Genomic DNA, 24,403 nt, shown 5'->3' on the forward strand with positions numbered 1-24,403 from the left:
GTTCAGTGCATTGTAGGCTCATGGTTACACGGGCTGGGGACTGTACATGAGCAAACGCGTGGCACTGGTACTGGGATCGGGCGGCGCCCGGGGGTATGCGCACATCGGCGTGATCGAGGAAATCGAACGCCGCGGCTATGAAATCGCCTGTGTTGCCGGCTGCTCCATGGGGGCGGTGGTGGGCGGCATCTATGCTGCAGGCAAGCTGGGCGAGTACCGCCACTGGATCGAAAGCCTGGACTACCTGGATGTGCTGCGCCTGGTGGATGTCAGCTTCCGCCTTGGCGCGATCCGAGGCGACAAGGTATTCGGCCAAATTCGCAAGATCGTTGGCGAAATCAACATCGAGCAGTTGCAAATCCCCTACACGGCAGTCGCCGCAGACCTCACCAACCAGCAGGAAATCTGGTTCCAGGAGGGTTGCCTGCATCAGGCCATGCGCGCCTCGGCCGCCATCCCCAGCCTGTTCACCCCAGTGATGCAGGGCAACCGCATGCTGGTCGATGGGGGCATCCTCAACCCGTTGCCGATCGTGCCTGTGGTATCCAGCCATTGCGACCTGATTATTGCAGTCAACCTCAATGCCACCAACCAGAAGCACTACCAACTGCCGGTGATCGAGCGGCCGGCTGCTTTCAAGATGCGTTTCGACGCGCTGTTGAATTCATTGGGTTCACACTTGCCGTTCCGCCGTAAACCAGCCGAGCAGCTAGTGCGCATCGCTCAGGGCATGGGTACCGAAGGCTTGGTGCCGCCAAACCCCTGGCTGGCCGATGCAGCTAACCCGCAGGCCCAGCAACCCACCGCCGCGCCCGAGCACGAGGGGGCGCCGAAGTCGGCAACAGGTTCGTTCATCATCGATAACGTGGGCCCTGCTTCCCTGCTGGACCTCATCAACCAGAGCTTCGAGGTGATGCAAACCTCGCTGGCACAGTACAAGATCGCCGGTTATCCGCCAGACGTCCTGATCAACGTGCCCAAACGTGTTTGTCGGTTCTTCGAGTTCTACAAAGCGCCAGAGCTGATTGCGCTGGGGCGGGAGATTGCGCGAGACACGCTGGACAATTACGAGGGGGCCAAGCGCTAGCGCAAGGCTGGGAGATGGGGATTGAATACTGGGGCTGCTGTGCAGCCCCAGGTGATCATCTCAGTAGCGGGTGATGTCGGCGTTGGCTTCCAGCTGCTTGCGGTACGCAGCGAAGTCCTGCTGGCCGGCGCGGGAGGCAAGGTAGCGGCGGATCTGCTGCTTCTCTTCGTCAGTCGCTGCGGTGCCTTCGTTCACCCCCTTGAGTTGCAGCACCACCAGGCTTCCGTCACGCAGCACCACGCTGCCATAGACTGGTTTGTCCTTGGCCTGAGGCTTGCCCAGACGGAAGAGCGCCTGCAGTTCAGCCGGGTCAATCCCGTCCTCGCCACGGGTCACCGCCTCATAGGCCTTCCAGCCCTGGCCTTCGTGCACGCTGCCAGCAGCGATGGAACCGTCACGCAGGCCGGCGATCAGCTTGTCCGCCTTGGCTTTGAGTTCGGCAGTTGCCTTCTCCTTGGCCAGGTGGTCGCGGATACTCTTGGCGACTGCCTCCAGCGGCAATTGCTCAGGCTTGCGGTGCTCCTTGACGCGCAGCACGACGGTGGTTTCCGGGTCCAGCTCGATGGCGGTGCTGTTGGCACCCTCCTCCAGCACTTCTTCGGAGAATGCAGCCTGCACCACGGAACGGTTGGCGGTGATGCCCTCGCCGCCTTCACGACCGAACGGCGCGGAGGTATGTACCTTAAGGTTCAAGTCCTGAGCAGGTTGCCCAAGGTCGGAAGCCTCGTAGGCCGCGTCCTGCAACTGCTTGCTGGCATCCACGTAACGCTGCTCTACCATTGGCGTCTTCAGGTCACGGGTCAGCTTGTCTTTCAGGCTGGCGAAGCTCGGCACCTCAGGCGCCTCCACACCCAGCAGCTTGATCAGGTGGTAGCCGTACTCGGTACGCACCGGAGTAGAGACCTGGCCATCGTGCAGCTTGTACAGCGCCTGCTCGAATGCCGGGTCGTAGACCCCAGGGCCCGCGAAACCGAGGTCGCCGCCGTTGCTGGCCGAGCCTGAGTCCTGGGAATACTCCTTGGCCAGCGCGGCGAAGTCCTCACCTTTGGCCAGGCGCTTCTCGATCTCTTCAGCGCGGGCCTTGGCCTGGGCGTCGGTGACCTTGTCGTTGACCTCGATCAGAATGTGGGCGGCACGACGCTGTTCGGCAAGGTTGGCGATTTCCTTCTCGTACTGCGCCTTGAGTTGCTCGTCAGTAACCTTGGCCTGGTCGAAGAATGCCGACTTCTTCAGCTCGACATAATCAATCACCACCTGGTCGGGTGACATGAATTCCTTGGCGTGCTGGTCATAGTGCTGCTTGACCTCTTCATCGCTGACCTTCACCGAGGCCGGGTCGACCTTGAAGGTGAGGGAGGCAAAATCGCGGGTCTGCTTTTCCAAGCGGGCGAATGCATCTACCTGCTGGTCGGTCACGAAGCTGCTGCCGGCCAGGCCGGTACGCAGTTGCCCGATGAGCATTTCTTCGCCGAGCATGTCGCGGAACTGCATGCGGCCATAGCCCATCTGGCGGATGACCTGGTCGAAGCGGTCGGCACTGAACTTGCCATCGACCTGAAATTCCGGCGTCTGCAAGATTACCTGGTCGAGGGCAGCATCGGAGAAGGCGAACTTGGCATCCTTGGCGCCTTCGAGCAGCAGCTTGCGGGCGATCAGGCCCTTGAGTGCTTCTTCGCGCAGCAGCTTGTCATCCAGCAGCGCAGGGTCGAAGTCCTTGCCCAGCTGTTGCACCAGCTGGCGGCGCTGCATGTCGGCTGCCTGGCTCAGTTCGTTCTGGCTGATGGTTTCGCCGTTGACCTTGGCGGCGTCCTGGCTATGGGTGGCGGCTTGGAAGATAGCTTCGAAACCGGTCAATGCCATCAGAACGACGATGAGGCCGATGATGGTCTTGGCAATCCAACCTTGTGAATTGTCCCTGATATTTTGCAGCATGCGTCCCCCAGAGACGGCTGTACCACTGCGTCGACAACCGCGGAGCGTGGGTAGAGTCCTGATAAAAGAAAGGCGCATCCGAGGATGCGCCTTTTCTTAGCAAACGTGTCAGGCGAGAACGTTTGCGCCTCGCCTTCGGCGTGCTCGAACCTGGCAGTGCCCGGTTCGGCTGAAAGAGACGACTTGTTAGTTAACGGCGTCTTTCAGACCCTTGCCAGCCTTGAAGCCCGGCACCTTGGCAGCGGCAATCTTGATCGCCTTGCCGGTTTGCGGGTTACGGCCAGTGCGCTCAGCGCGGTCTTTTACAGTGAAAGTACCGAAGCCCACCAGTACCACATCGTCGCCTGCTTTCAGGGCACCGGTCACAGACTCGATGACTGCGTCCAAGGCGCGACCAGCAACAGCTTTCGGGATGTCAGCGGATGCGGCGATAGCGTCAATCAGTTCCGACTTGTTCACTCTAAGTCCCCTTATCTCTCTAATGAGTATGTTTCTAAGTATGTAATCAAAAACGTTTGAAACGTACGCTGGGTGGCCTGATGACAATAGCGTGCCGCTTTATAGCAAGGCCCCGAAAATACTGTCAAGGAAAGCCCCCCAGCCTAAAACTGCTAGTGCGTGCTGATTCTTTCCTTAGCATCGCTGTCGCGCTTTTCGTCCTTGGCGACAATCTCGGAAGCCACATCTGGCAAGGGCTCCGGGGCGTATTGCAGCGCAATTTGCAGGACTTCGTCAATCCATTTGACCGGTTTGATCTGAAGATCCTGTTTGATGTTTTCAGGAATCTCCTTCAAATCGCGCACATTCTCCTCCGGGATGATCACCGTCTTGATGCCGCCACGGTGAGCCGCCAGCAGTTTTTCCTTCAAGCCGCCGATCGCCAGCACCTGCCCGCGCAGTGTAATTTCGCCGGTCATGGCGACGTCGGCGCGTACGGGTATCTGGGTCAGTGCCGATACCAGCGCCGTGCACATGCCAATGCCAGCACTCGGGCCATCCTTGGGTGTAGCACCCTCGGGCATATGGATGTGAACGTCATGCTTTTCATGGAAATCAGCAGCGATCCCCAGGCTACGCGCCCGGCTACGCACAACCGTCTGCGCGGCCGTGATCGACTCGACCATGACGTCACCCAGCGAACCGGTCTTGATCAACTGGCCCTTGCCAGGAATGACCACGGCTTCGATGGTGAGCAGTTCACCGCCAACCTGCGTCCAGGCAAGGCCTGTGACCTGGCCGATCTGGTCCTTCTGCTCCGCCAGCCCGTAGCGGAACTTGCGTACACCCAGCAGGTGCTCAAGCTGTTCGCCAGCCACCTTGACCTTCACCTGCTTCTGGCCAGCATGTTCCTTGACCACCTTGCGGCAGACCTTGGCAATCTGCCGCTCCAGGCCACGCACGCCAGCCTCGCGGGTGTAGTAACGGATGATGTCACGGATCGCCGATACGTCGACCTCCAGCTCGTCCTTCTTCAACCCGTTGGCCTTGACCTGCTTGGGTACCAGGTATTTGACCGCGATGTTGATCTTTTCGTCCTCGGTGTAACCCGGCAGGCGGATGATCTCCATACGGTCCAGCAACGCTGGCGGAATGTTCATCGAGTTGGAGGTGCACAGGAACATTACGTCCGAAAGGTCGTAGTCGACCTCCAGGTAATGGTCGTTGAAATTGTGGTTCTGCTCGGGGTCAAGCACCTCGAGCAGCGCCGAGGCCGGGTCGCCACGCATGTCGCTGCCCATCTTGTCGATTTCATCGAGCAGGAACAGCGGGTTGCGCACGCCCACCTTGGTCATCTTCTGGATCAGACGGCCCGGCATGGAGCCGATGTAGGTGCGGCGGTGACCGCGGATTTCTGCCTCGTCACGCACACCGCCAAGGGCCATGCGCACGAACTTGCGGTTGGTGGCCGTAGCGATGGATTCAGCCAGCGAGGTCTTGCCGACGCCGGGTGGGCCAACCAGGCACAGTACAGGGCCACGGATTTTCTTGACGCGTTTCTGTACGGCAAGGTACTCAAGAATGCGTTCTTTGACCTCTTCAAGGCCATAGTGGTCGGCATCGAGGATTTCCTCGGCCTTGTTCAAGTCCAGGCGTACCTTGCTCTGGGCCTTCCACGGCACCTGCACCAGCCAGTCGAGGTACGAGCGCACCACCGTGGCCTCGGCCGACATCGGTGACATCTGCTTGAGCTTGTTCAGCTCGGCCTGAGCCTTGGTCATGGCATCTTTCGGCAGGCCCGCGGCTTCGATGCGCTTTTTAAGCTCTTCGACCTCGTTGTGGCCCTCGTCGCCATCACCGAGCTCTTTCTGAATGGCTTTCATCTGCTCATTCAGGTAGTACTCGCGCTGGCTGCGCTCCATCTGCTTCTTGACCCGACCACGGATGCGCTTCTCGACCTGCAGCAGGTCGATTTCGGCGTCCAGCAGCGCCAGTACGTGTTCGACACGCGCCGACAGGTCGACAATCTCCAGAATCTCCTGCTTCTGCTCGATTTTCAGCGCCATATGCGCAGCCATGGTATCAACCAGGCGGCCAGGCTCATCGATGCTGTTAAGCGATGACAGGACTTCGGCGGGGACTTTCTTGCCCAGCTGCACGTACTGCTCGAATTGCGAAAGCAGCGTGCGCACGAACACTTCCGACTCACGCTCCGCAGCGTCGGTTTCATCGATCAACGACACTTCGGCACGCACATGGCCATCGACTTCGCTGAAACGCTCGACCGCACCGCGCTGCTCACCCTCGACCAGCACCTTGACGGTGCCATCCGGCAGCTTGAGCAGTTGAAGTACAGTGGCTACGGTGCCGACGCGGTACAGCGCGTCCTCGCCCGGATCGTCATCGGCCGGGTTTTTCTGGGCCAGCAGTAGAATCTGCTTTTCGCCCGTCATCGCCGCCTCTAGGGCTTCGATGGACTTTTCACGCCCCACGAACAGCGGGATGACCATGTGCGGGTAAACAACGACATCGCGCAATGGCAAAAGAGGCAAGTCGAGGGTGGTCTTCATGATTTCGCCTCTACAGCGGCCCTATGGCCGGAAAACGTTGGAAATTATGCTTGGACCTAATGTGGGGGCATGCCTGCGAAATTACAAGCGCTAGCGCAGGAAAAGCAAAAAGGGGCCCGTGGGCCCCTTATGCAGGTACTTCAACCGACCATGCCCGTATCAGGCGTCGGGTGCGGCCTTGGCTTGCGGCTCGCTGTTTTCGTAGATCATCAGCGGCTGCGAAGTGCCTTCGATGACGCTCTCATCAATGACCACCTTGCTGACATCCTTCGAGGAAGGGATCTCGTACATGGTGTCGAGCAGAACGCCCTCGAGAATGGAGCGCAGACCACGAGCACCCGTTTTGCGCTCAAGGGCCTTGCGTGCCACGGCCTTGAGCGCATCAGAGCGGAACTCAAGGTCGACGCTTTCCATTTCGAACAGCTTGGCATACTGCTTGGTCAAGGCGTTCTTCGGCTCGGTCAGAATCTGGATCAGTGCAGCTTCGTCCAGTTCGTCAAGCGTCGCCAATACGGGCAGACGGCCGACAAATTCAGGAATCAGGCCAAACTTGACCAGATCATCCGGCTCGACTTCACGCAGCGACTCGCCAACCTTCTTGCCTTCTTCCTTGCTGCGCACTTCAGCGCCAAAGCCCATACCACCCTTGGTAGAGCGGTTTTGTATGACCTTTTCCAGGCCGGAGAAGGCGCCACCGCAAATGAACAGGATATTGCGGGTATCAACCTGCAGAAATTCCTGCTGCGGATGCTTGCGGCCGCCCTGAGGCGGTACCGAGGCAACGGTCCCCTCGATGAGCTTGAGCAGCGCCTGCTGCACGCCCTCACCCGAAACATCACGGGTAATCGACGGGTTATCAGATTTGCGCGAGATCTTGTCGATTTCGTCGATGTAGACAATGCCCATCTGGGCCTTCTCCACGTCGTAGTCACACTTCTGCAGCAGCTTCTGGATGATGTTTTCGACGTCCTCACCCACATAACCAGCTTCGGTCAGGGTGGTGGCGTCTGCAATGGTGAACGGTACGTTCAACAGGCGAGCGAGGGTTTCTGCAAGCAATGTCTTACCCGAGCCGGTAGGCCCGATGAGCAGAATGTTGCTCTTGCCCAGTTCGACTTCGTCGCCCTTTTTGTCACGCTGATTCAGGCGTTTGTAGTGGTTGTACACCGCTACGGCAAGCACCTTTTTTGCGCGCTCCTGACCAATGACATACTGGTCCAGGATGCCGCTGATTTCTTTCGGCGAAGGCAATTTGTGCGCGCTGCTCTCGGCCTGGGCTTCCTGCACCTCCTCACGGATGATGTCGTTGCACAGGTCGACGCACTCGTCGCAGATAAATACCGAGGGCCCGGCAATCAGTTTGCGTACTTCGTGCTGGCTTTTGCCGCAGAAGGAGCAATAAAGCAATTTGCCGCTGTCCTCGCCGTTACGGGTGTCAGTCATTCGATCGATCCAATCCGGTAGGCTTGCAACACAAGATGAAGGCAATTGCGGGCTTTTTCAAGTCCGCAGGCAGGCGCCATGTGCGCCCACCTGCTCTGGCTGCCAGGGTCAGGAAGCCAGTTGCCGCTTGTCGTATACCGAGTCGATCAGGCCGTACTCGGCCGCGCGCGAGGCGCTCATGAAGTTGTCGCGCTCGGTGTCACGCTTGATGGTTTCCAGGTCCTGGCCTGTGTGGTACGCCAGCAGCTCGTTCAGGCGGGCCTTGATATTGAGGATTTCCTGGGCATGGATCTCGATATCGGTAGCCTGGCCCTGGAAGCCGCCCAGTGGCTGGTGAATCATCACGCGCGAGTTAGGCAGGCAGTGACGCTTGCCCTTGGCACCGGCAGCCAGCAGGAACGCACCCATGCTGCAGGCTTGGCCAATGCAGATGGTGGAAACGTCCGGCTTGATGAACTGCATGGTGTCGTAGATCGACATACCTGCGGTCACCGAACCGCCCGGGGAGTTGATGTACAGATGGATATCCTTGTCCGGGTTTTCCGCCTCAAGGAAGAGCATTTGCGCAACGACCAGGTTCGCCATGTAGTCTTCTACCGGGCCAACCAGGAAAATCACACGCTCCTTCAACAGGCGCGAGTAAATGTCGTAAGCACGCTCGCCACGGGCGGACTGCTCGATAACCATCGGGACCAGGCCGCCTGCAGCCTGGATGTCAGAGCTCTGCTGAATAAAAGAATTGCGGGACATGTCCTGCGCTCACTCCCAAATAGTCATGGCTTGAATACGCACAAGCCAGCGCGAAGGCTGGCTTGTGGGGGTTTCCTACGAGAAGGGCCCGTTACTCGGCTTCGGCGGGTGCCTCGGCAGGTTTAACGGCTTCTTCGTACGAGACCGACTTGTCGGTCACAGTCGCTTTCTGCAGAACAGTATCTACAACTTGTTCTTCCAGCACAACCGAACGAACCTCGTTCATCTGCTCGTCGTTCTTGTAGTACCAGGCGATGACCTGCTCAGGCTCCTGATACGCCGAGGCCATTTCTTCGATCATCTCGCGAACCTTGGCTTCGTCTGGCTTCAGCTCGTTCTGCTTGACCACTTCGGCCACGATCAGGCCCAGCACGACGCGGCGCTTGGCCTGCTCGTCGAACAACTCGGCCGGCAGTTGGTCAGGCTTGATGTTGCCACCGAACTGCTGAACAGCCTGCACGCGCAGACGGTTGACTTCGTTTTCCAGCAGCGCCTTTGGCACTTCGATCGGGTTGGCGGCCAACAGACCGTCCATGACCTGGTTCTTGACCTTGGTCTTGATCGCCTGGCGCAGTTCACGCTCCATGTTCTTGCGAACTTCGGTGCGGAAGCCTTCCAGGGTCGATTCCTTGATGCCGAACTGGGCGAAGAACTCTTCGTTCAGTTCTGGCAGCACAGGTGCCGCAACGCTGTTGACGGTGATGGTGAACTCGGCGGCTTTGCCAGCCAGGTCCAGGTTCTGATAGTCCTCAGGGAAGGTCACGTTCACAACGCGCTCTTCGCCCGCCTTGGCGCCTACCAGGCCTTCTTCGAAGCCAGGGATCATGCGGCCCGAACCCAGAACCAGCGGGGTGCCTTTGGCCGAACCACCTGCGAAGGCCTCACCGTCTACCTTGCCAACGAAGTCGATGTTGACCTGGTCGTCGTTCTGGGCGGCACGCTCGACAGCCTCGAAACGGGTGTTCTGCTTGCGCAGCACTTCCAGCATGCTGTCCAGGTCGGAATCAGCCACTTCGGCGCTCAGGCGCTCGACCTTGATGGTTTCGAGGCCAGCCACGGTGAACTCGGGGAACACTTCGAAGATAGCGACAAATTCCAGGTCCTTGCCTTTTTCGAAGGACTTGGGCTCGACGGCAGGGGCGCCAGCCGGGTTCAGCTTCTGCTCGACGATCGCTTCATAGAAGGAAGCCTGGACCAGGTCACCGAACGCCTCTTGACGGGCATCGGCTTCGAAACGCTGGCGGATCACGCTCATCGGCACCTTGCCTGGACGGAAACCGGCAACCTTGGCGCGCTTGGCAGTCTGCTGCAGACGCTTGTTGACTTCGTTCTCGACGCGCTCGGCCGGAACGGCGATGGTCATGCGGCGCTCGAGAGCGGAAGTGTTTTCAACAGAAACTTGCATGGATATTCCTCGTTGCACAGACGTTAGCCGGCGTTTGCCCGACTCCAGAATCAAGGGCAAGCATTCTAGTGAGTCACGCAGCAGAAGTCACCCCACCCGGGATGCCCCCTGGACGACGCCGGTCGATTGGCTTTAAAGGCTCAGGCGGCAAGCCGCCGAACCTGTCTCAATAGGGGCCGCAGGACGCCCATGACGGTCTGCGGCCGAAATATCTTGTTCAACAACTACCTTCAACGACATCGCTACCTTTATGCAGGGTCGATTTCGTTGAAATGGCAGTATTCCTCCCAGCCCATGCCCAGCGCCTCTGCCACCTCCCGATGGGTTTCCAGGCGCATCGCCTGCAGTTGCTCGGGGCTTTCGGCAATCAACTGCAGCGCCAACTCCCAAGGCTGAAGGCCTTGCTCATGAGCGGCATCTTCGAACGCCCACTCGATTTGCTGCGCCTGCTCATGCGCATCAAGCTGACGGACCTCTTCCAGCAGCTGTGGATGGGCCTGGGCAAAGCGCTGCAGCGCAAGGGCCTGACGGGCTTCTTTTGCAATCATTGGGCTGCTCCTCCGCCGACTCAACGGGCCGGGATTTCAACTGGCTGAAATCTAACAGCTTTTATTGGGCCCTCACCAGCGGATTGCAAGGGCCGAGCCGTGATATGCCCTGAAAATACTTGCCATGGGCTGCGCGCGACGCGCAACAAAAAAGGCGCCCGGTCCATGACCAAGGCGCCTTTCGAAAGATGGGGTGGACGATGGGAATCGAACCCACGACAACTGGAATCACAATCCAGCGCTCTACCAACTGAGCTACGCCCACCATGTTGCGGTGTTGCGGTACTGCCTTACAGAAGCATGGTGCGGACGAAGAGACTCGAACTCTTACAGCTTGCGCCGCTGGAACCTAAATCCAGTGTGTCTACCAATTTCACCACGTCCGCGTAACGCTTAAAACAAAGGCGCCAGATGCTATCGCGGCGCCTTTGAAGAATATGGGGTGGACGATGGGAATCGAACCCACGACAACTGGAATCACAATCCAGCGCTCTACCAACTGAGCTACGCCCACCATATTGCATTACAGCCTACTTGCTTGCCAAAGCTGCCTAAGTGGCGCACCCGGCAGGACTCGAACCTGCGACCATCCGCTTAGAAGGCGGATGCTCTATCCAGCTGAGCTACGGGCGCTTAAGCATGAAGCCTAACCGAACGAGAAGTTTTGCAGGCTGCTGCCAAACGGCTCATTCTGCCCGACTTCGCCAACCAGTGCTAGGCTGTGCCCGACAAGTGCGGCGAATCTTATAGGCGACCCTGTAGGTCGTCAACACCTTTTTCAAAAAAATATAAATTATTGAAGGGGTTAGGGCATTTGCCCGACCACCCGCCTTTGCCCTTGGCCGATGTCGTGCGAGAATGCGCCCTCTTTATTGTTTCCTTCTCGATGGTTAATCACGCGTCTATGACTGCACACCTAATCGATGGCAAGGCGATCGCCGCCAAGCTGCGCCAGCAGATCGCTCAACGTGTCGTGGAGCGGCGCCAGCAGGGCCTGCGTACACCGGGGCTGGCAGTGATCCTGGTCGGCACCGACCCTGCCTCCCAAGTCTATGTCTCGCACAAGCGCAAGGACTGCGAAGAAGTCGGCTTTATCTCCCAGGCGTTCGACCTGCCTAGCCAGACCACCCAACAAGCACTGACCGAACTCATCGACCGCCTTAACGATGACCCAGCCGTCGATGGCATTCTGCTGCAGTTGCCACTGCCGGCGCACCTGGACGCCTCACTGCTGCTCGAGCGCATTCGCCCGGACAAGGACGTGGACGGTTTCCACCCTTACAACATCGGTCGCCTGGCCCAGCGTATCCCGCTGCTGCGCCCGTGCACACCCAAGGGCATCATGACCCTGCTCGAGAGCACGGGCCAGGACCTGTACGGCATGAATGCCGTGATCGTCGGCGCCTCCAACATCGTTGGCCGGCCGATGGCCATGGAGCTGTTGCTTGGCGGCTGCACCGTGACCGTCTGCCACCGCTTCACCCAGGACCTGGCTGGCCACGTTGGCCGTGCTGACCTGGTGGTCGTGGCTGCCGGCAAGCCGGGGCTGGTCAAGGGTGAATGGATCAAGGAAGGTGCCATCGTGATTGATGTGGGCATCAACCGCCAGGAAGACGGCAAGCTGGTCGGCGATGTGGTCTACGAGACCGCCCTGCCCCGCGCCGGCTGGATCACCCCGGTGCCAGGCGGCGTCGGGCCGATGACCCGGGCCTGCCTGCTGGAAAACACCTTGTATGCAGCAGAAGAGCTGCACGGCTGATACTGTTGGCCACCCACGACGGCACCTCATGCAGGTGCCGTTTTTTTTTGCCTTGCATTTGAGCAGCAGCCAAGCTGCCGGGGAGCTGGCAAGCAGATTGCAACCCGCTACGTTGCACTGTGCAGTCACCCCCGCATGCGGTTCGGCAAAAACCACTGCACGCACCGTAGTAGAGCCCGGGGCACTGAAGTGCACCACAACTGGTCAGACCGGTAAGGCCAAAAACCCTTGCATTGCAGGATATTTCGGGGTTTTATGACCACGCGCTGAACAAACCGGTAAGACCACAATAATTAAGTCCTGCGCTCTTTCGCCCTATGCGGCTACCGAAGCAGGGACACCGATCAGAGATCACTTCCATGCTCAAATGGTGCTCGCGTTCGATCTTTCTTCAAGTCGTGTTAGGCCTCGCCCTCGGCGTCGTCTGCGGACTCAGCTTCCCCGACCTTTCCCTGCAACTCAAACCCTTGGGTGACGGCTTTATCAAGCTGATCAAGATGCTCATCGGCCTGATCGTCTTCTGCGTGGTAGTGAGTGGCATCTCCGGCGCAGGTGACCTGAAGAAAGTCGGCCGCATCGGCCTGAAATCGGTGATCTATTTCGAGGTATTGACCACACTGGCCCTGGTTATCGGCCTGGTGTTCGCCTTCACCAGCGGTATCGGTACCGGTGCCAACATTCATCTGGACCAGTTGTCCAGCGCCGACGCCAGCAGCCTGGCGGAGCGCGGCCAGCACATCCATGGTGCCACCGCCTTCTTCATGGACCTGATCCCCAACTCGGTGGTCGGGGCCTTCGCCGACAACAATATCCTGCAAGTGCTGCTGTTCTCGGTACTGTTCGGCAGTGCACTCAACCTGGTGGGTGATTCGGCGGCCGGCATCTCGCGGCTGATCAACGAGCTGAGCCATGTGATCTTCCGCATCATGGGCATGATCGTGCGCCTGGCGCCCATTGGCGTATTCGGTGCCATCGCCTTCACCACCAGCAAGTACGGCCTTGAATCGCTGCAGCACCTGGGCGGCCTGGTAGCGTTGTTCTACCTCACCTGCGCAGGGTTCGTGCTGATCGTGCTGGGCACCGTGATGCGCTTGTCTGGTCTCAAGCTGCTGCCCCTGATCAAATACCTGCGTGAAGAGCTCACCATCGTGCTGGGCACCGCTTCGTCCGACGCCGTGCTGCCGCAGATCATGCGCAAGCTGGAGCATCTGGGCATTGGCAGTTCCACGGTGGGGCTGGTGATTCCTACCGGCTACTCGTTCAACCTCGATGGTTTCTCCATCTACCTCACCCTGGCCATCGTATTCATCGCCAATGCGACGGGTACCCCGCTGGAAATGACCGACCTGCTGACCATTTTGCTGGTGTCACTGGTGACTTCCAAAGGCGCTCATGGCATCCCAGGCTCTGCACTGGTGATTCTGGCGGCGACCTTGACCGCTGTGCCGGCAATACCCGTGGTTGGCCTGGTGCTGGTACTGGCTGTGGACTGGTTCATGGGCATCGGCCGGGCGCTGACCAACCTGATTGGCAACTGCGTCGCCACGGTGGCCATTGCACGCTGGGAAAAGGACATCGACCTTGAGCGGGCCAACAATGTGCTCGACGGTAAACCCGGCTTTGCGCACACACCCCGCAAGCAACCAGGCACCCATCAACAGGACTTTTGAAAGCGTGCGGCCGGCCCCCGTGCCGGCCCTCCAAGGAGCGAACTTTGATCAGCTCATCCACCGTCGTCAATTCAGTGGTTGAAAAACTGCGCCAGGCCCTGGCCAGAGGCCAATGGCGCAGCGGGGACATGCTGCCTGGCCAGCGCGAGCTGGCCGAGCAAATGGGCATCAGCCGGCCGAGCCTGAGAGAGGCGGTAACCGTTCTGGAAACCCTGGGCCTGGTCAGATCATTGCCAGGCAAAGGCGTACTGGTGCTCGAGGGTGAGGGTGCAGTTCAAGAACGTACGCTGGACACCGGCGCGGCGGCGAGCCTTGCCGATGTGCTGGAGCTGCGCTACACCCTGGAGCCGTTCATCGTCGGCCTGGTGGCGCAATCGGCCAACAGCCAGGACATCGGCCAACTACGCCTGACCCTCATGGACATGCGCGAAGCACTGGAGGCGCACGACAGCGAGGCGGGGGTAAAAGCCTACATCGCTTTCCACGAAGCGCTGTTCGCCCTTACCACAAACCCGATCTTCCAGAGCGTGGTGCAACAAACCGGCAACGCCCTCAAGCAGAGCGCCGACATGCTGCGCAACTCACCGGAGCATCTGGCAGCGCGGCTGAAAGAAAATGAAGCCGTCGTGCGTGCCATACGCGAGCGCAGCAGCGCGCAAGCCAGCGCGCAGATGCGACAGCACATTCTGGCAGAAGGGCTGCGTATGGGTATTGCCCTGAATGTACCCGATGAGCACCCGACCCCTTGACCTCAGGAGAGCGACGATGAACGGCGCCCACCCTTTGCCTGCCCTGCTTGCTGCGGGGGAAACCCGGCTCTCGGCCGAGCAGATCTACCCGCGGCTGTTCGATGCGATCCTCGAACAGCGCTTGCCGCCTGGCAGCCTGCTACCCGAACAGGCACTGGGCCATGCCTTCGGCGTCAGCCGTACGGTCATTCGCCGGGTACTTGGGCGCCTGTGCGACCAACAGGTGGTGGTGCAACGCCCTAGCCACACGGCACACCTGGCGGCGCCCGACCCTGAGCAGGCACGCCAGGTGCTGAGCGCCCGGCGCCTGGCCGAAACCACCCTGATTACCCTGGCGGCTGAACGTGCCCGGCCAGCGCAGGTGCGCCAGCTTCGCCAGTTGGTGGAACGCGAACGCCAGCACCACGACAATGGCGAGCGCTGCGCAGCCATCCGGCTGGGCGGCGAGTTTCACCTCAAACTGGCGCAGGTGGCGGCCAATGCCCCGCTGGCGCGCTTTCTCAACGGGCTGGTACCGATGACCTCGCTGATCATCGCCCGCTACGAATCCCCCTGCTGCGACCACTGTGCATGGCAGGAGCACGCCGCGATCATCGATGCGGTGGAGCAAGGCGACGCGCCCGCTGCGCTGGCACTGATGCACAAGCACCTCGACCGGCTTGAAGGCAAGCTCCAACTGGGTTGAGCAGTTGGCGGCGCCGGATCAGGCGGGCGCCATGGCTGATTTTGGCAGGCCGAACAACCGGTCGAATGCCCAGTTGTAGGCAAAGGTGTAGCACGGCACCAGGATGATGAACGCCATGTCTACCAGCAGCGCCTCCACAAGGGTCATGCCCAGCCACCAGGCAATCAGCGGTATCAAGTAGACCACCAGCGTCAGCTGGAAGCCGATGGCATGCACGATGCGCCTTGCCACGCTGCGCCCACGGGTACGCTGGCGGCTTTCCCAATACTCGAACACCATGTTGTAGATCAGGTTCCAGAGCATGGCGATGGTGGTGATCATCACCGCCAGCGGGCCAGTGTGAGACGCCTGGGTGTCAGACAGGTAAGCGAGCCCGAGCGTGGACATGCACAACCCAATCAACTCGTAGAACGTCACGTACACCAGCTTGCGTTTCAGACCCTGCACAGCGTTTTCCTCCAACCTCACAACATGATTGCGCAAAGTTTGCTTCACCCTGCTTGACAGTAAAAGTCAGCAGCTGTCAGATGAGCTGACAGGAGAGCCCGATGAATTTTTCCAGCGACAATATTCAGCTGTTTCTCAGCGTACTCGACCAAGGGTCGTTCTCAGCGGCCGCACGCACACTCAAGCGCGTACCCTCAGCTGTGAGCATGGGCATTGGCAACCTGGAGGCCGAGCTTGGCTACAGCCTGTTCGAAAGGGGCGCACGGGAAGTGCGCCCCACCGCGCAGGCCTTGGCGCTGGAGCCGCATGCCCGGCTGATAGCCGAGCAGTTGGGGTTGCTGCAGGTGCATGCGCTGGAGTTGTCGCGAGGGCTGGAAAGCAGCCTCACGCTGGCGGTAGCCCCTGATATCGATCACGGCCCGCTGCTAGCGGCCATCGCCCGGCTGGGTGAACGCTATCCCCTGTTGGACATCACCTTGCTCAGCGCCCCTCAGGAAGAAGCGCTGCAATTGCTGGACAGCGGCCGCGCGGACCTGTGCGTGGCCTTCGCCGGTTTGCAGGTGGAGAGCCACCGTGGTTTCCAATTCATAGGTGAAGAGTCGCTGGTAGCGACCCTGGCCCCCACTCACCCTGCCCTGGACGGCGGCGCCATACATTACCTGGAGGACCTGACCCGGGTACGGCAGATTCTGGTGCGCAGCCGCGACCTGCCGTTGGCCGACCCGCGCCCCTTGATCGGCGCCGCGCATTGGTCCACCGACAGCTTTGACCTTGCCCTGCAGATGGTCGAGGCCGGCCTAGGCTGGGGCGACCTGCCACTGTCCCGGGTGGCGCCATTGCTGGCCAGCGGCCGGCTGGTGAGGCTGCACTTTCGCAACACACGCAACGCCCTGCAGCTACCGGTGCATATCCTCTGGCGCAAGCAGCAGCCGCTGCAACAAGCTGCGCGGCTGCTGATCGAACAGCTGGCAGCCTGCTGAACGCCGTTTGTCGAAACGCCCTTAAGAAATTTCCGTAGGTGTATCAACCTTTTACCGGGTGAGCCGATACCCCGGTCGACAGGCCCCGCAGTGCGTCATGAGCGCACGGCGCCCTCCCCTCATTGGCTCAAGGTCTCGAAACATGAACCTGAAATTTCGCCACAAGATCCTGCTCAGCGCCTGCGGTGTCGTGGTGCTGGCATTCGCCCTGTTCACCCTCTACAACGATTATCTGCAACGCAACACCATCCGCCAGAACATCGAAGCCTCGGTGGAACAGTCGGGGGCGCTGACGGCCAGCAGTGTGCAGAACTGGATGGGCGGGCGCATTCTGGTGCTGGAAAACCTGGCACAGGACATTGGCCTGCTGGGCGCCGGTAACGAGCTGGCCGGGTTGGTCGAGCAGCCCTCGTACACTCGCAACTTCCTCTTCACCTACTTTGGCCAAGCCAACGGCAACTTCACCCAGCGCCCCGATGCGCAGATGCCCGCAGGTTATGACCCCAGGCAGCGGCCATGGTATGGCGTGGCTGCCAGCGCAGGGCAGACTGTACTGACAGCGCCCTACCAAGGTGCCGTAGGCGGCCTGATGGTAACCGTCGCCGTGCCCGTCAAGAGCAAGGCCAATGGCGAGATGATGGGCGTGGTGGGGGGCGACGTGAGCCTCGATACCCTGGTCGAAATCATCAACTCGGTCGACTTTGGCGGCATTGGCCACGCCTTCCTGGCAGACAGCACTGGCCAGGTGATCGTGAGCCCCGATAAAGACCAGGTCATGAAGAACCTGAAAGACATTTACCCCGGCAGCAACCTGCGGGTCGCTGCAGGCATGCAGGATGTCACCCTCAACGGCCAAGAGCGCCTGATTTCGTTTGCTCCGGTTGCCGGCCTGCCGTCGGCGCAATGGTACATTGGCCTGTCGATCGACAAGGACAAGGCCTACGCCGCGCTCAGCCAGTTCCGCACCTCTGCAATCATTGCCATGCTCATCGCCGTGGCGGCCATCGCCGCTGTGCTCGGCCTGCTGATCCCGGTGCTGATGCGGCCGCTGACGACCATGGGCCGTGCGATGCGCGATATCGCCGAAGGCGAAGGCGACCTCACCCGCCGCCTGGTTGTGCAGAACCAGGATGAGTTCGGTGAGGTGGCAGCCTCCTTCAACCGGTTCGTCGAACGCATTCATGCGTCCATCAGCGAAGTATCATCGGCCACGCGCCTGGTTCACGACCTGTCCGAGAAAGTGGTCAGTGCATCCAACGCGTCCATCAATGGTTCTGAAGAGCAGAGCATGCGCACCAACAGCGTGGCCGCAGCGATCAACGAGCTGGGGGCTGCGACCCAGGAAATTGCCCGCAATGCCGCCGATGCGTCGCAGCACGCCAGCGGCGCCAGCGAGCAGGCCCATGGTGGCCGGGCGGTTGTCGAAGAGGCGATCAGCGCCATGACCGCCTTGTCGCAACGCATCAGTGAGTCCTGCGCGCAGATCGAGACGCTCAACGCCAGTACCGATGAAATCGGCAAGATCCTCGACGTGATCAAGGGCATCTCCCAACAGACCAACCTGCTGGCCCTCAACGCGGCAATCGAGGCCGCACGTGCGGGTGAAGCGGGCCGCGGGTTCGCCGTGGTGGCCGACGAAGTGCGCAACCTGGCACACCGCACCCAGGAGTCGGCAGAAGAAATCCACCGCATGATCACCAGCCTGCAGGTGGGTTCGCGGGAGGCCGTGCACACGATGAACACCAGCCAGGTGTCCAGCGAGCAGACGGTACAGGTTGCCAACCAGGCGGGCGAACGCCTGGCCAGCGTCACCCAGCGGATCGGTGAAATTGATGGCATGAACCAGTCGGTCGCCACCGCTACCGAAGAGCAGACAGCTGTTGTCGAAAGCCTGAACCTGGACATCACCCAGATCAACGCGCTGAACCAGCAAGGGGTGGAGAACCTTAATGAAACCCTGCTGCACTGTGACCAGCTGGCTCAACAGGCCGGGCGCTTGAAGCAACTGGTGGGCAGCTTCAGGATCTGACCCAGTGGGGGTGGCGCAACCTGGCGCCACCCTTGGTTATAACCTAATAACGAACAAGTCTATTTGGCTATAAAAAAATCTATATGCTGGCTGCATCCGATAACGGGCAAAGCTGGGCAGTCGAGTAGCGTATGGATGTAGGTTCTTTTGGGTTCACCATTGCAGGGCTGGTTGTAGGCTTCATCGTCGGCATGACCGGGGTAGGTGGCGGCTCACTGATGACCCCGATCCTGTTGTGGTTCGGCATCAACCCGGCCACGGCTGTTGGCACTGACTTGCTCTACGCGGCCATTACCAAGGCCAGCGGCGTGTGGGTACATGCGCGTAACAAGAACATCGACTGGAAGATAACGGGCCTGCTCAGCCTGGGCAGTGTACCGGCCGCAGCGCTGACCCTGTGGTTTCTCAGCACCCTGCACACAGACACCACGGCGGTGAACGCCATCATCAAGCAGGGCCTCGCTGTGGTGTTGATCCTCACCGCGCTGGCGATCCTGTTCAAGTCCCGCCTGCAGGCCTTTGCCAGCCGCCATGCCGGCGACCATTATCACCTGAGCGACCGTAGCCTCAATACCCTGACCATCCTCACGGGCGTGGTACTGGGCGTGATGGTCACGCTTACGTCCATCGGCGCCGGTGCGTTGGGCACGGTGGCGCTGTTCCTGCTCTACCCTTTCCTGATCACACGTCGCCTGGTGGGCACAGAGATCGCCCACGCCGTCCCGCTTACCCTGGTGGCCGGCCTGGGGCATGCCGGCATGGGCAACATGGACTGGTCGCTGCTGGGTTATCTGCTGCTGGGTTCGTTGCCAGGCATCTACCTGGGCAGCCATCTCACCGGGCGGATCTCGGACCGTGTGCTGCGCCCCTGCCTGGCTGCGATGCTGTTGCTGATCGGCTATAAGCTGGCGTTTTGAGGCTCAGCTGACCCGCAGGCGCCACTGACCGGTATAGGCGAGCTGCAGGCGCGATAATGGCAGGATGTCGATGCGCTGGGCTGCACTGAGTGGGCAGCCCAGCACCTGCACCAGCACAGCGCGTATTACCCATGGGTGAGTCACTGCCAACCACGCCCCAGGCCTGTCGAAGGTTACCAGCCATGCCGCCACGCGCTGGCACAGCGCAGCGAAGGACTCGCCACCGTGCACCGTGCTGGCCGGGTCCTGCAGCCAGTCAGCAAGCGCCTGCGGTTGCTCTGCCTGCAACTGCTTCAGCGGCATCCCCCGCCAGTCACCGAGGTCGCAATCAGCCAACGACGGCGCTACCCGTGCGTGTCCGAACCTGCTTGCCGTTTCGCGCGCACGCGGCTCGGGAGCTGTGATCACGTGTGTATCTGGCGGTGTCTCGAAGGCTTGCCAGGCTGACTGGACCAGGAGGTCGCCAGGTGCGGGCAGGCGCCCGGCCTTCTGCGACTGGGTCAAGGCATGGCAAACGAGGGTAAGGTGCGTGGCTTTCAATGCTGAGGTCTCGCGGGAACAAGCGTACGGTTTAGCACGCCTGCTGCCCGGACATCAAAGGCAGCCGCCCCAGGAGCGGGGCGTCCGGTGCGTCAGAAGTTGATATTCAATGCCATGAACAGCGCCCTGCCCGGCTGGTTGTAGGTGTTGGCACCTGAGGTGCTGGCATTGCCACCGCGCAGGATCTGCTTGTCGAAGACGTTGTTCACTCCAACCCGCACATCGTAGTTGGCATTGAATGCGTAGCCTGCACTGACATCCACCAGGCCGTAGGCGTCTACATCCTGCTGCGCACTGGCATCGTAGTCCTGTTGGGTGCGGTAGTTGTAGGACGGCGACTTCTGCTTGCCGAACCAAGTCCCCGCCACCTGCAACGACAGCTGCTCGGTGGCGCGCCAGTCCAGGGTAGTATTGACGGTGAAGCGCGGGATCACCGAGAGCGGCTCCCCCGTTTCACGGCTATGGTTGTCCAGCATCCAGGTGAGGTTGGTATTCCAGTCCAGGGTGGGCGTCAATTCGATGAAGTAGTTGCCCTCGATGCCCTCCACGCGCGCCTTGCCGGCGTTGTCCCACTGGGTCACACGGCTACCAGTGCCGAGGGTATACAGCACATCGGTATCGCCGATGATCTTGTTTTTATAGTCATTGCGAAAGTACGTGGCACTGGTGCGCCAGTTGCCTTGCTCGTATTGTAGCCCGATCTCCTTGTTGACGCTGATTTCAGGCTTGAGGTCCGCGTTACCCTGCAGGTAGCAACCGCCCCGGTTGGTTTGCAGGACACTGCAGCCGTTGCCTCGGCTGTACAGCAGGTAATTGGGGTTCGACTGGTACAGGTTCGGGGTTTTGTAGGCCCGTGCGATGCCCCCCTTGAGCGACAATGCGTCGGTGAGCTTGTGGGAAAGGTTAAGGCTGGGGCTGAAGTTGTCGCCGAAGGTTTCGTGGTGGTCGAAACGCAGGCCAGGCGTGACGGTCGTATTGCCAACCACGATGTTGTCTTCGACGAAAAATGCATGGCTGCGGGCCGTCATCTTGGAGTTGCTGCGCTCGAAGCCGGCAATACCTCCACCGCCGGCAGGGTCAGAACTCTGCGGGCGTAACGAGCCTTGGTCGTTGAGCGCCTCGTACAGGTACTCGCCACCCAGGGTCAGTACGTGTTCGGTGCTGCCCAGTGCAAACGGCAGGTTCACCTCACTGCTCAACCGGGTGTTGCGCAACCGCGACATGGCAGCGCCTTCGCCATTTGGGGCACCCTCCGTGCGGCCTGCCAGGCCTTCGTTGAGGCGCCAGTTACGGACGTACTCGTAGCCTAGCGAGGTTTTGCTGGTGCCCCAGGTGAAATCCCCAAGGTGCGTGAGGTCGTAAGTGCTGCGCTGCATGACATTGGTTTCATGGCCATACAAGCTGGAAACAAAATCAACATCACCACCGGCGTTGCTGTTCATGGTATCGCCCGCGAACACATTGCCCTGACGGCTGTAGCCCGCACTGGCTTCGAGACGATGCTCATCGTTAAGCCTCAAGCTCGCCAGGCCATTGATGTCCTTGTTGCGCACACCTTCGCGGCCCGCCACCAACGCGCTGGTGGCGTGGCCGTCGTTGATGTCCAGGTCGTCGGCATCGGTTTTGGCCCACCCCCCGTAAACCCGCAGGCCAAGGTTTTCGGTAAGGCCGCCGCTCAGGTTGAAGTTGGCCCGCCGGCTGGCGCCTTCGGCGCTGTCTTCAGGCAATTGGGTGTACAGGCTCACGCCACCCTTGAGTTCATCGGAAGGGCCCTTGGTGATGATGTTCACCACCCCGCCCATGGCGCCCGAGCCGTAGCGGGCGGCAGCCGGACCGCGCAGGATCTCGATGCGCTCGACTGCCTCGGCCGGCACCCAGTTGGTTTCCCCACGGGTGTCACGGTCGCCGTTCCAGCCATAACGTACCGCGTTGCGGGCGTTGGACGGCTTTCCGTCGATCAAAATCAAGGTGTTTTCAGGGCCCATGCCGCGCAGGTCGATCTGCCGGTTGTTGCCCCTCGCACCGCTTGCACTGTTACCGGTCAGGTTCACACCCGGCTCGCGGCGGATGATATCGGACAAGTCATTGGCTGGTGGGTGGCGCTTGATGTCTTCAGCCGTGATGATCGAGGTGCCCAGTGCTTGCCGGGCTTCACGCTCGGCTGTGATCAGTGTGTCCTGAATCACCAGGGCGTTGTCGGCAGCTTGGGGATTCAGACCTTCACCCCTATCGTCCGTCGAGGCGGCGGTGGCCATCACGGCCGGTGACACCAGCGAGAAAAGCACCAGGGCCAGGCTGTTGGGTGAAGTTCTGCACTGCATCGGTACATCTCCTGCTGTTCAAAGACGAAACGGCACACTCGGGGTCACCGGGAGCCCTCGCCCACCGGCCCGCACTGCTCGAGCGGCCAACAGGGATGGAAAATACATTTATTCTCAATTGTGTTTATATCGTATTTACGAAATTTACACCTTCGCAACGGAACCTTCTACAAAGCTGCGACCAGCGCTCACAAGGGTTCCATGCCCCAGGCACCCTGGCCATCCAAGCGCAGTCGATGAGTATGCAGCGCGGCGAGTGTAGTGCGGTGCCCCACACTGACAAGCAAGGCATGTGGTATCTGCTGCCGAAGCAGGGAATACATGGCCTGTTCCAGGCCCTCGTCCATTGCCGATGTGGACTCATCGAGAAACACCACCTCAGGGCGATTGAACAGTACGCGTGCGAAGGCAAGACGCTGCTGTTCACCGAGGGACAGCACGCCTGACCAGTCGCATTGAGTGTCGAGCTGGTCGCGCAAGTGGCCCAGGCTCACCTGGCTCAGCACCTGCGCCACCCGCTGTTCATCACTGAGCGAGTAAGTGGCCGGGTAAGCGATGATGGTGCGCAGATTCCCCAAGGGCAGGTATGGGCGCTGTGAAAGGAACAGCGCATGCAGGCCTGAAGGACGCCGCACCGCACCGTCAGCGTAAGGCCACAGACCTGCCAGCGCGCGTAGCAGCGTGGTCTTGCCGCTGCCCGAAGCACCCTGAATCAACAGTGCATGGCCAGCACGCAGGTCCAGATGGAGGTCTGAGATCAGCGGGACGCCGTCCGGGCGCCTGACCTGCAAGCCCTCAACAAGCAGCCCATCGGGCTGGTCGCTCACCTCGGTGCGGGGTAACGCCCTGGCCTGCTGGTTAGCACTCAAAAAACCGGTCAGACGATTCAGGGTGGCACGGTACTGGGCAAATGCATCGTAGGACTCACGGAAGAACGACAGCGAATCTTGTACCTGACCAAACGCCTGCGAGGTCTGCATCACATCGCCCAGCTTGATCGCACCACTGAAAAACCGGGGAGCCTGGAGAATGAAGGGGAACACCACTGCAACTTGGCTCACCCCCAGGTTGAAACCGCTGAACTTGAGGTTTCTGAAAACAAGCGCCCAGGCATTGAGGATCAACGCCCCGAACCGGCCTAGCAGCGTGTGTCGCTCAAGCGTGCCACCTTGGTAGAAAGCGATGTTCTCGGCGTTCTCGCGCATGCGCATCAAGGCGTAACGGAAGTTGGCAGTGAGTTTTTCGTTGAGGAAGTTGAGCTTGATGAGTGGCTTGCCCAAGCGGAAGGCTACCCAGGTGGCCAATAGCACGTACACGTACACTGCAAACACCATGGCCCTGGGGATGTCGATGCCGGAAACCGTCAGCGGCGCCGATAACCCCCAGAGGATGCTGGTAAAGGCGACCAGTGAAACCAGAGCGCTCACAGCCCCTAAGGCCAGCGTCAGGGAGCTGCTGACGAACACGCTGGCATCCAGTTCGATCCGCTGATCCGGGTTGTCCACGGGCTCACTCACGAAACGACCTCGGTAGTAGGCGTCGTCCTGGGTCCAGTCACGGGTCAGGCGCTCGGTAAGCCAAACCCTCCACCGGATGCTGAAAGCCTGCCTGACGTAGAAAGCGACCAACGAGCGCAGCACGTGGATGGTTGCCAGTATCGCGAACACGCCAAGCAGTGACCAGAACGCCGTTTGGTCAAGGCCCTGCAGCGCACTGTAGAAGCCGTTGTACCAGTAAGAAAACAGCACTTCCAGGCGGACCGAAAACAGCGTCAGTATCAGCAGCGCAGCGAAGCCCAGCAGGGGCTTGCAGCTGCGCCTGGGGTTGAAATACGGGCCTGCCACCTGCCAGAACTGCTGGCCCCAGCGCGCGTAGCGAACAGCCAGGGCCGCCGTGATGGCGAAGCAGGCGAACGTAATAAACGAGGCAATTGCAAGCCAGGTCAGGCTCTGTTGCAGGGCCTGGTGCCAGTTCATTTCCATGGTGAAGTACCCTTACGGAGTTTCCGCGAGCGTAGCACCGGCCCGGCAGGCATCAGGCATAGATGACGCAGGTTTCATATTTGCGTCAGGATTTAATAAACCATAAAGACAAAACCCCTACCTGCATACGCAGATAGGGGTTTTCGAAATG

At 60.3% G+C, this 24,403-nt stretch carries 19 protein-coding genes and 4 tRNA genes; 8 read left to right on the forward strand and 15 right to left on the reverse strand.

All coding sequences use genetic code 11. The features are described 5' to 3' along the window. Positions 1 to 46: 46 nt before the first annotated feature. The gene (locus PPA02S_RS08105; RefSeq protein WP_028634539.1) at positions 47 to 1,087 is read left to right on the forward strand and encodes a patatin-like phospholipase family protein; all 1,041 of its coding nucleotides are present in this window, start codon (positions 47 to 49) and stop codon (positions 1,085 to 1,087) included. Between the two features lie 60 nt (positions 1,088 to 1,147). Here the strand turns inward: PPA02S_RS08105 and PPA02S_RS08110 are convergent, their stop codons facing one another. From PPA02S_RS08110 to PPA02S_RS08160, 11 genes are all read right to left on the reverse strand, one after another. Continuing rightward, the gene (locus PPA02S_RS08110) at positions 1,148 to 3,019 is read right to left on the reverse strand and encodes a SurA N-terminal domain-containing protein (RefSeq protein ID WP_028634540.1); all 1,872 of its coding nucleotides are present in this window, start codon (positions 3,017 to 3,019) and stop codon (positions 1,148 to 1,150) included. Positions 3,020 to 3,205: 186 nt separating this feature from the next. Next, positions 3,206 to 3,478 carry an HU family DNA-binding protein gene (locus PPA02S_RS08115; RefSeq protein WP_028634541.1) on the reverse strand — a complete coding sequence of 91 codons (273 nt, stop codon included), beginning with the start codon at positions 3,476 to 3,478 and terminating at the stop codon, positions 3,206 to 3,208. A 152-nt stretch (positions 3,479 to 3,630) separates the two neighbouring features. Next, positions 3,631 to 6,027 (reverse strand): endopeptidase La, encoded by a 2,397-nt coding sequence (gene lon, locus PPA02S_RS08120; protein ID WP_028634542.1) that lies wholly within the window; start codon positions 6,025 to 6,027, stop codon positions 3,631 to 3,633. A gap of 159 nt (positions 6,028 to 6,186) precedes the next feature. Next, the gene (gene clpX / locus PPA02S_RS08125; protein ID WP_028634543.1) at positions 6,187 to 7,470 is read right to left on the reverse strand and encodes an ATP-dependent Clp protease ATP-binding subunit ClpX; all 1,284 of its coding nucleotides are present in this window, start codon (positions 7,468 to 7,470) and stop codon (positions 6,187 to 6,189) included. 108 nt (positions 7,471 to 7,578) lie between these two features. After that, positions 7,579 to 8,220, reverse strand: a complete 642-nt coding sequence (clpP, locus tag PPA02S_RS08130) for an ATP-dependent Clp endopeptidase proteolytic subunit ClpP (protein ID WP_023536171.1) — start codon at positions 8,218 to 8,220, stop codon at positions 7,579 to 7,581. Between the two features lie 91 nt (positions 8,221 to 8,311). Continuing rightward, positions 8,312 to 9,625, reverse strand: a complete 1,314-nt coding sequence (gene tig, locus PPA02S_RS08135; RefSeq protein WP_028634544.1) for a trigger factor — start codon at positions 9,623 to 9,625, stop codon at positions 8,312 to 8,314. Between the two features lie 248 nt (positions 9,626 to 9,873). Further along, entirely contained in the window at positions 9,874 to 10,173 is a 300-nt protein-coding gene (locus PPA02S_RS08140; protein ID WP_028634545.1) for a DUF6388 family protein, read from the reverse strand. 189 nt (positions 10,174 to 10,362) lie between these two features. Then, positions 10,363 to 10,438: transfer RNA gene (locus tag PPA02S_RS08145), tRNA-His, on the reverse strand. Positions 10,439 to 10,474: 36 nt separating this feature from the next. Then, positions 10,475 to 10,559: transfer RNA gene (locus PPA02S_RS08150), tRNA-Leu, on the reverse strand. Between the two features lie 52 nt (positions 10,560 to 10,611). Beyond that, positions 10,612 to 10,687 (reverse strand) — tRNA-His (locus PPA02S_RS08155). A gap of 42 nt (positions 10,688 to 10,729) precedes the next feature. After that, positions 10,730 to 10,806 (reverse strand) — tRNA-Arg (locus PPA02S_RS08160). A gap of 271 nt (positions 10,807 to 11,077) precedes the next feature. Here PPA02S_RS08160 and folD point away from each other — a divergent pair. The 4 genes from folD to PPA02S_RS08180 all read left to right on the forward strand — a co-directional run bounded on the left by folD (position 11,078) and on the right by PPA02S_RS08180 (position 15,036). Continuing rightward, positions 11,078 to 11,932, forward strand: coding sequence for a bifunctional methylenetetrahydrofolate dehydrogenase/methenyltetrahydrofolate cyclohydrolase FolD (folD, locus tag PPA02S_RS08165; RefSeq protein ID WP_028634546.1), 855 nt, complete (start codon positions 11,078 to 11,080; stop codon positions 11,930 to 11,932). A 359-nt stretch (positions 11,933 to 12,291) separates the two neighbouring features. Beyond that, complete coding sequence (locus PPA02S_RS08170; RefSeq protein WP_028634547.1) at positions 12,292 to 13,602, forward strand: C4-dicarboxylate transporter DctA; 1,311 nt, start codon at positions 12,292 to 12,294, stop codon at positions 13,600 to 13,602. 44 nt (positions 13,603 to 13,646) lie between these two features. Further along, a complete protein-coding gene (locus tag PPA02S_RS08175) occupies positions 13,647 to 14,351 on the forward strand; it encodes a FadR/GntR family transcriptional regulator (protein WP_028634548.1) in 705 nt (234 codons plus the stop codon). A 16-nt stretch (positions 14,352 to 14,367) separates the two neighbouring features. Next, a complete protein-coding gene (locus PPA02S_RS08180) occupies positions 14,368 to 15,036 on the forward strand; it encodes a GntR family transcriptional regulator (protein WP_028634549.1) in 669 nt (222 codons plus the stop codon). Between the two features lie 18 nt (positions 15,037 to 15,054). Here PPA02S_RS08180 and PPA02S_RS08185 read toward each other — a convergent pair whose 3' ends face one another. Further along, the gene (locus tag PPA02S_RS08185) at positions 15,055 to 15,483 is read right to left on the reverse strand and encodes a PACE efflux transporter (RefSeq protein ID WP_028634550.1); all 429 of its coding nucleotides are present in this window, start codon (positions 15,481 to 15,483) and stop codon (positions 15,055 to 15,057) included. 101 nt (positions 15,484 to 15,584) lie between these two features. Here PPA02S_RS08185 and PPA02S_RS08190 point away from each other — a divergent pair, with 101 nt between their 5' ends. The 3 genes from PPA02S_RS08190 to PPA02S_RS08200 all read left to right on the forward strand — a co-directional run bounded on the left by PPA02S_RS08190 (position 15,585) and on the right by PPA02S_RS08200 (position 19,409). After that, a complete protein-coding gene (locus PPA02S_RS08190) occupies positions 15,585 to 16,463 on the forward strand; it encodes a LysR family transcriptional regulator (protein ID WP_028634551.1) in 879 nt (292 codons plus the stop codon). A gap of 142 nt (positions 16,464 to 16,605) precedes the next feature. Beyond that, the gene (gene mcpA, locus PPA02S_RS08195; RefSeq protein ID WP_028634552.1) at positions 16,606 to 18,492 is read left to right on the forward strand and encodes a methyl-accepting chemotaxis protein McpA; all 1,887 of its coding nucleotides are present in this window, start codon (positions 16,606 to 16,608) and stop codon (positions 18,490 to 18,492) included. Positions 18,493 to 18,623: 131 nt separating this feature from the next. Next, complete coding sequence (locus PPA02S_RS08200; protein ID WP_028634553.1) at positions 18,624 to 19,409, forward strand: sulfite exporter TauE/SafE family protein; 786 nt, start codon at positions 18,624 to 18,626, stop codon at positions 19,407 to 19,409. Positions 19,410 to 19,412: 3 nt separating this feature from the next. Here PPA02S_RS08200 and PPA02S_RS08205 read toward each other — a convergent pair whose 3' ends face one another. The 3 genes from PPA02S_RS08205 to PPA02S_RS08215 all read right to left on the reverse strand — a co-directional run bounded on the left by PPA02S_RS08205 (position 19,413) and on the right by PPA02S_RS08215 (position 24,252). Continuing rightward, positions 19,413 to 19,949, reverse strand: coding sequence for a histidine phosphatase family protein (locus tag PPA02S_RS08205; protein WP_028634554.1), 537 nt, complete (start codon positions 19,947 to 19,949; stop codon positions 19,413 to 19,415). Between the two features lie 92 nt (positions 19,950 to 20,041). Beyond that, positions 20,042 to 22,270, reverse strand: a complete 2,229-nt coding sequence (locus tag PPA02S_RS08210) for a TonB-dependent siderophore receptor (RefSeq protein WP_028634555.1) — start codon at positions 22,268 to 22,270, stop codon at positions 20,042 to 20,044. 188 nt (positions 22,271 to 22,458) lie between these two features. Further along, positions 22,459 to 24,252, reverse strand: coding sequence for an ABC transporter ATP-binding protein/permease (locus PPA02S_RS08215; protein WP_028634556.1), 1,794 nt, complete (start codon positions 24,250 to 24,252; stop codon positions 22,459 to 22,461). Positions 24,253 to 24,403 lie beyond the last annotated feature (151 nt).

Source organism: Pseudomonas parafulva NBRC 16636 = DSM 17004, from assembly GCF_000730645.1.
Classification (GTDB): Bacteria; Pseudomonadota; Gammaproteobacteria; order Pseudomonadales; family Pseudomonadaceae; genus Aquipseudomonas; species Aquipseudomonas parafulva.

What these genes read in the sequence shown, in the direction of transcription:
- tig (WP_028634544.1), bottom strand. Translation starts at nt 9,625, where the DNA reads ATGCAAGTTTCTGTTGAAAACACTTCCGCTCTCGAGCGCCGCATGACC.
- folD (WP_028634546.1), top strand. Translation starts at nt 11,078, where the DNA reads ATGACTGCACACCTAATCGATGGCAAGGCGATCGCCGCCAAGCTGCGC.
- PPA02S_RS08190 (WP_028634551.1), top strand. Translation starts at nt 15,585, where the DNA reads ATGAATTTTTCCAGCGACAATATTCAGCTGTTTCTCAGCGTACTCGAC.
- PPA02S_RS08110 (WP_028634540.1), bottom strand. Translation starts at nt 3,019, where the DNA reads ATGCTGCAAAATATCAGGGACAATTCACAAGGTTGGATTGCCAAGACC.
- PPA02S_RS08180 (WP_028634549.1), top strand. Translation starts at nt 14,368, where the DNA reads ATGAACGGCGCCCACCCTTTGCCTGCCCTGCTTGCTGCGGGGGAAACC.
- PPA02S_RS08140 (WP_028634545.1), bottom strand. Translation starts at nt 10,173, where the DNA reads ATGATTGCAAAAGAAGCCCGTCAGGCCCTTGCGCTGCAGCGCTTTGCC.
- lon (WP_028634542.1), bottom strand. Translation starts at nt 6,027, where the DNA reads ATGAAGACCACCCTCGACTTGCCTCTTTTGCCATTGCGCGATGTCGTT.
- PPA02S_RS08215 (WP_028634556.1), bottom strand. Translation starts at nt 24,252, where the DNA reads ATGGAAATGAACTGGCACCAGGCCCTGCAACAGAGCCTGACCTGGCTT.
- PPA02S_RS08170 (WP_028634547.1), top strand. Translation starts at nt 12,292, where the DNA reads ATGCTCAAATGGTGCTCGCGTTCGATCTTTCTTCAAGTCGTGTTAGGC.
- mcpA (WP_028634552.1), top strand. Translation starts at nt 16,606, where the DNA reads ATGAACCTGAAATTTCGCCACAAGATCCTGCTCAGCGCCTGCGGTGTC.
- clpX (WP_028634543.1), bottom strand. Translation starts at nt 7,470, where the DNA reads ATGACTGACACCCGTAACGGCGAGGACAGCGGCAAATTGCTTTATTGC.
- PPA02S_RS08210 (WP_028634555.1), bottom strand. Translation starts at nt 22,270, where the DNA reads ATGCAGTGCAGAACTTCACCCAACAGCCTGGCCCTGGTGCTTTTCTCG.
- PPA02S_RS08200 (WP_028634553.1), top strand. Translation starts at nt 18,624, where the DNA reads ATGGATGTAGGTTCTTTTGGGTTCACCATTGCAGGGCTGGTTGTAGGC.
- clpP (WP_023536171.1), bottom strand. Translation starts at nt 8,220, where the DNA reads ATGTCCCGCAATTCTTTTATTCAGCAGAGCTCTGACATCCAGGCTGCA.
- PPA02S_RS08105 (WP_028634539.1), top strand. Translation starts at nt 47, where the DNA reads ATGAGCAAACGCGTGGCACTGGTACTGGGATCGGGCGGCGCCCGGGGG.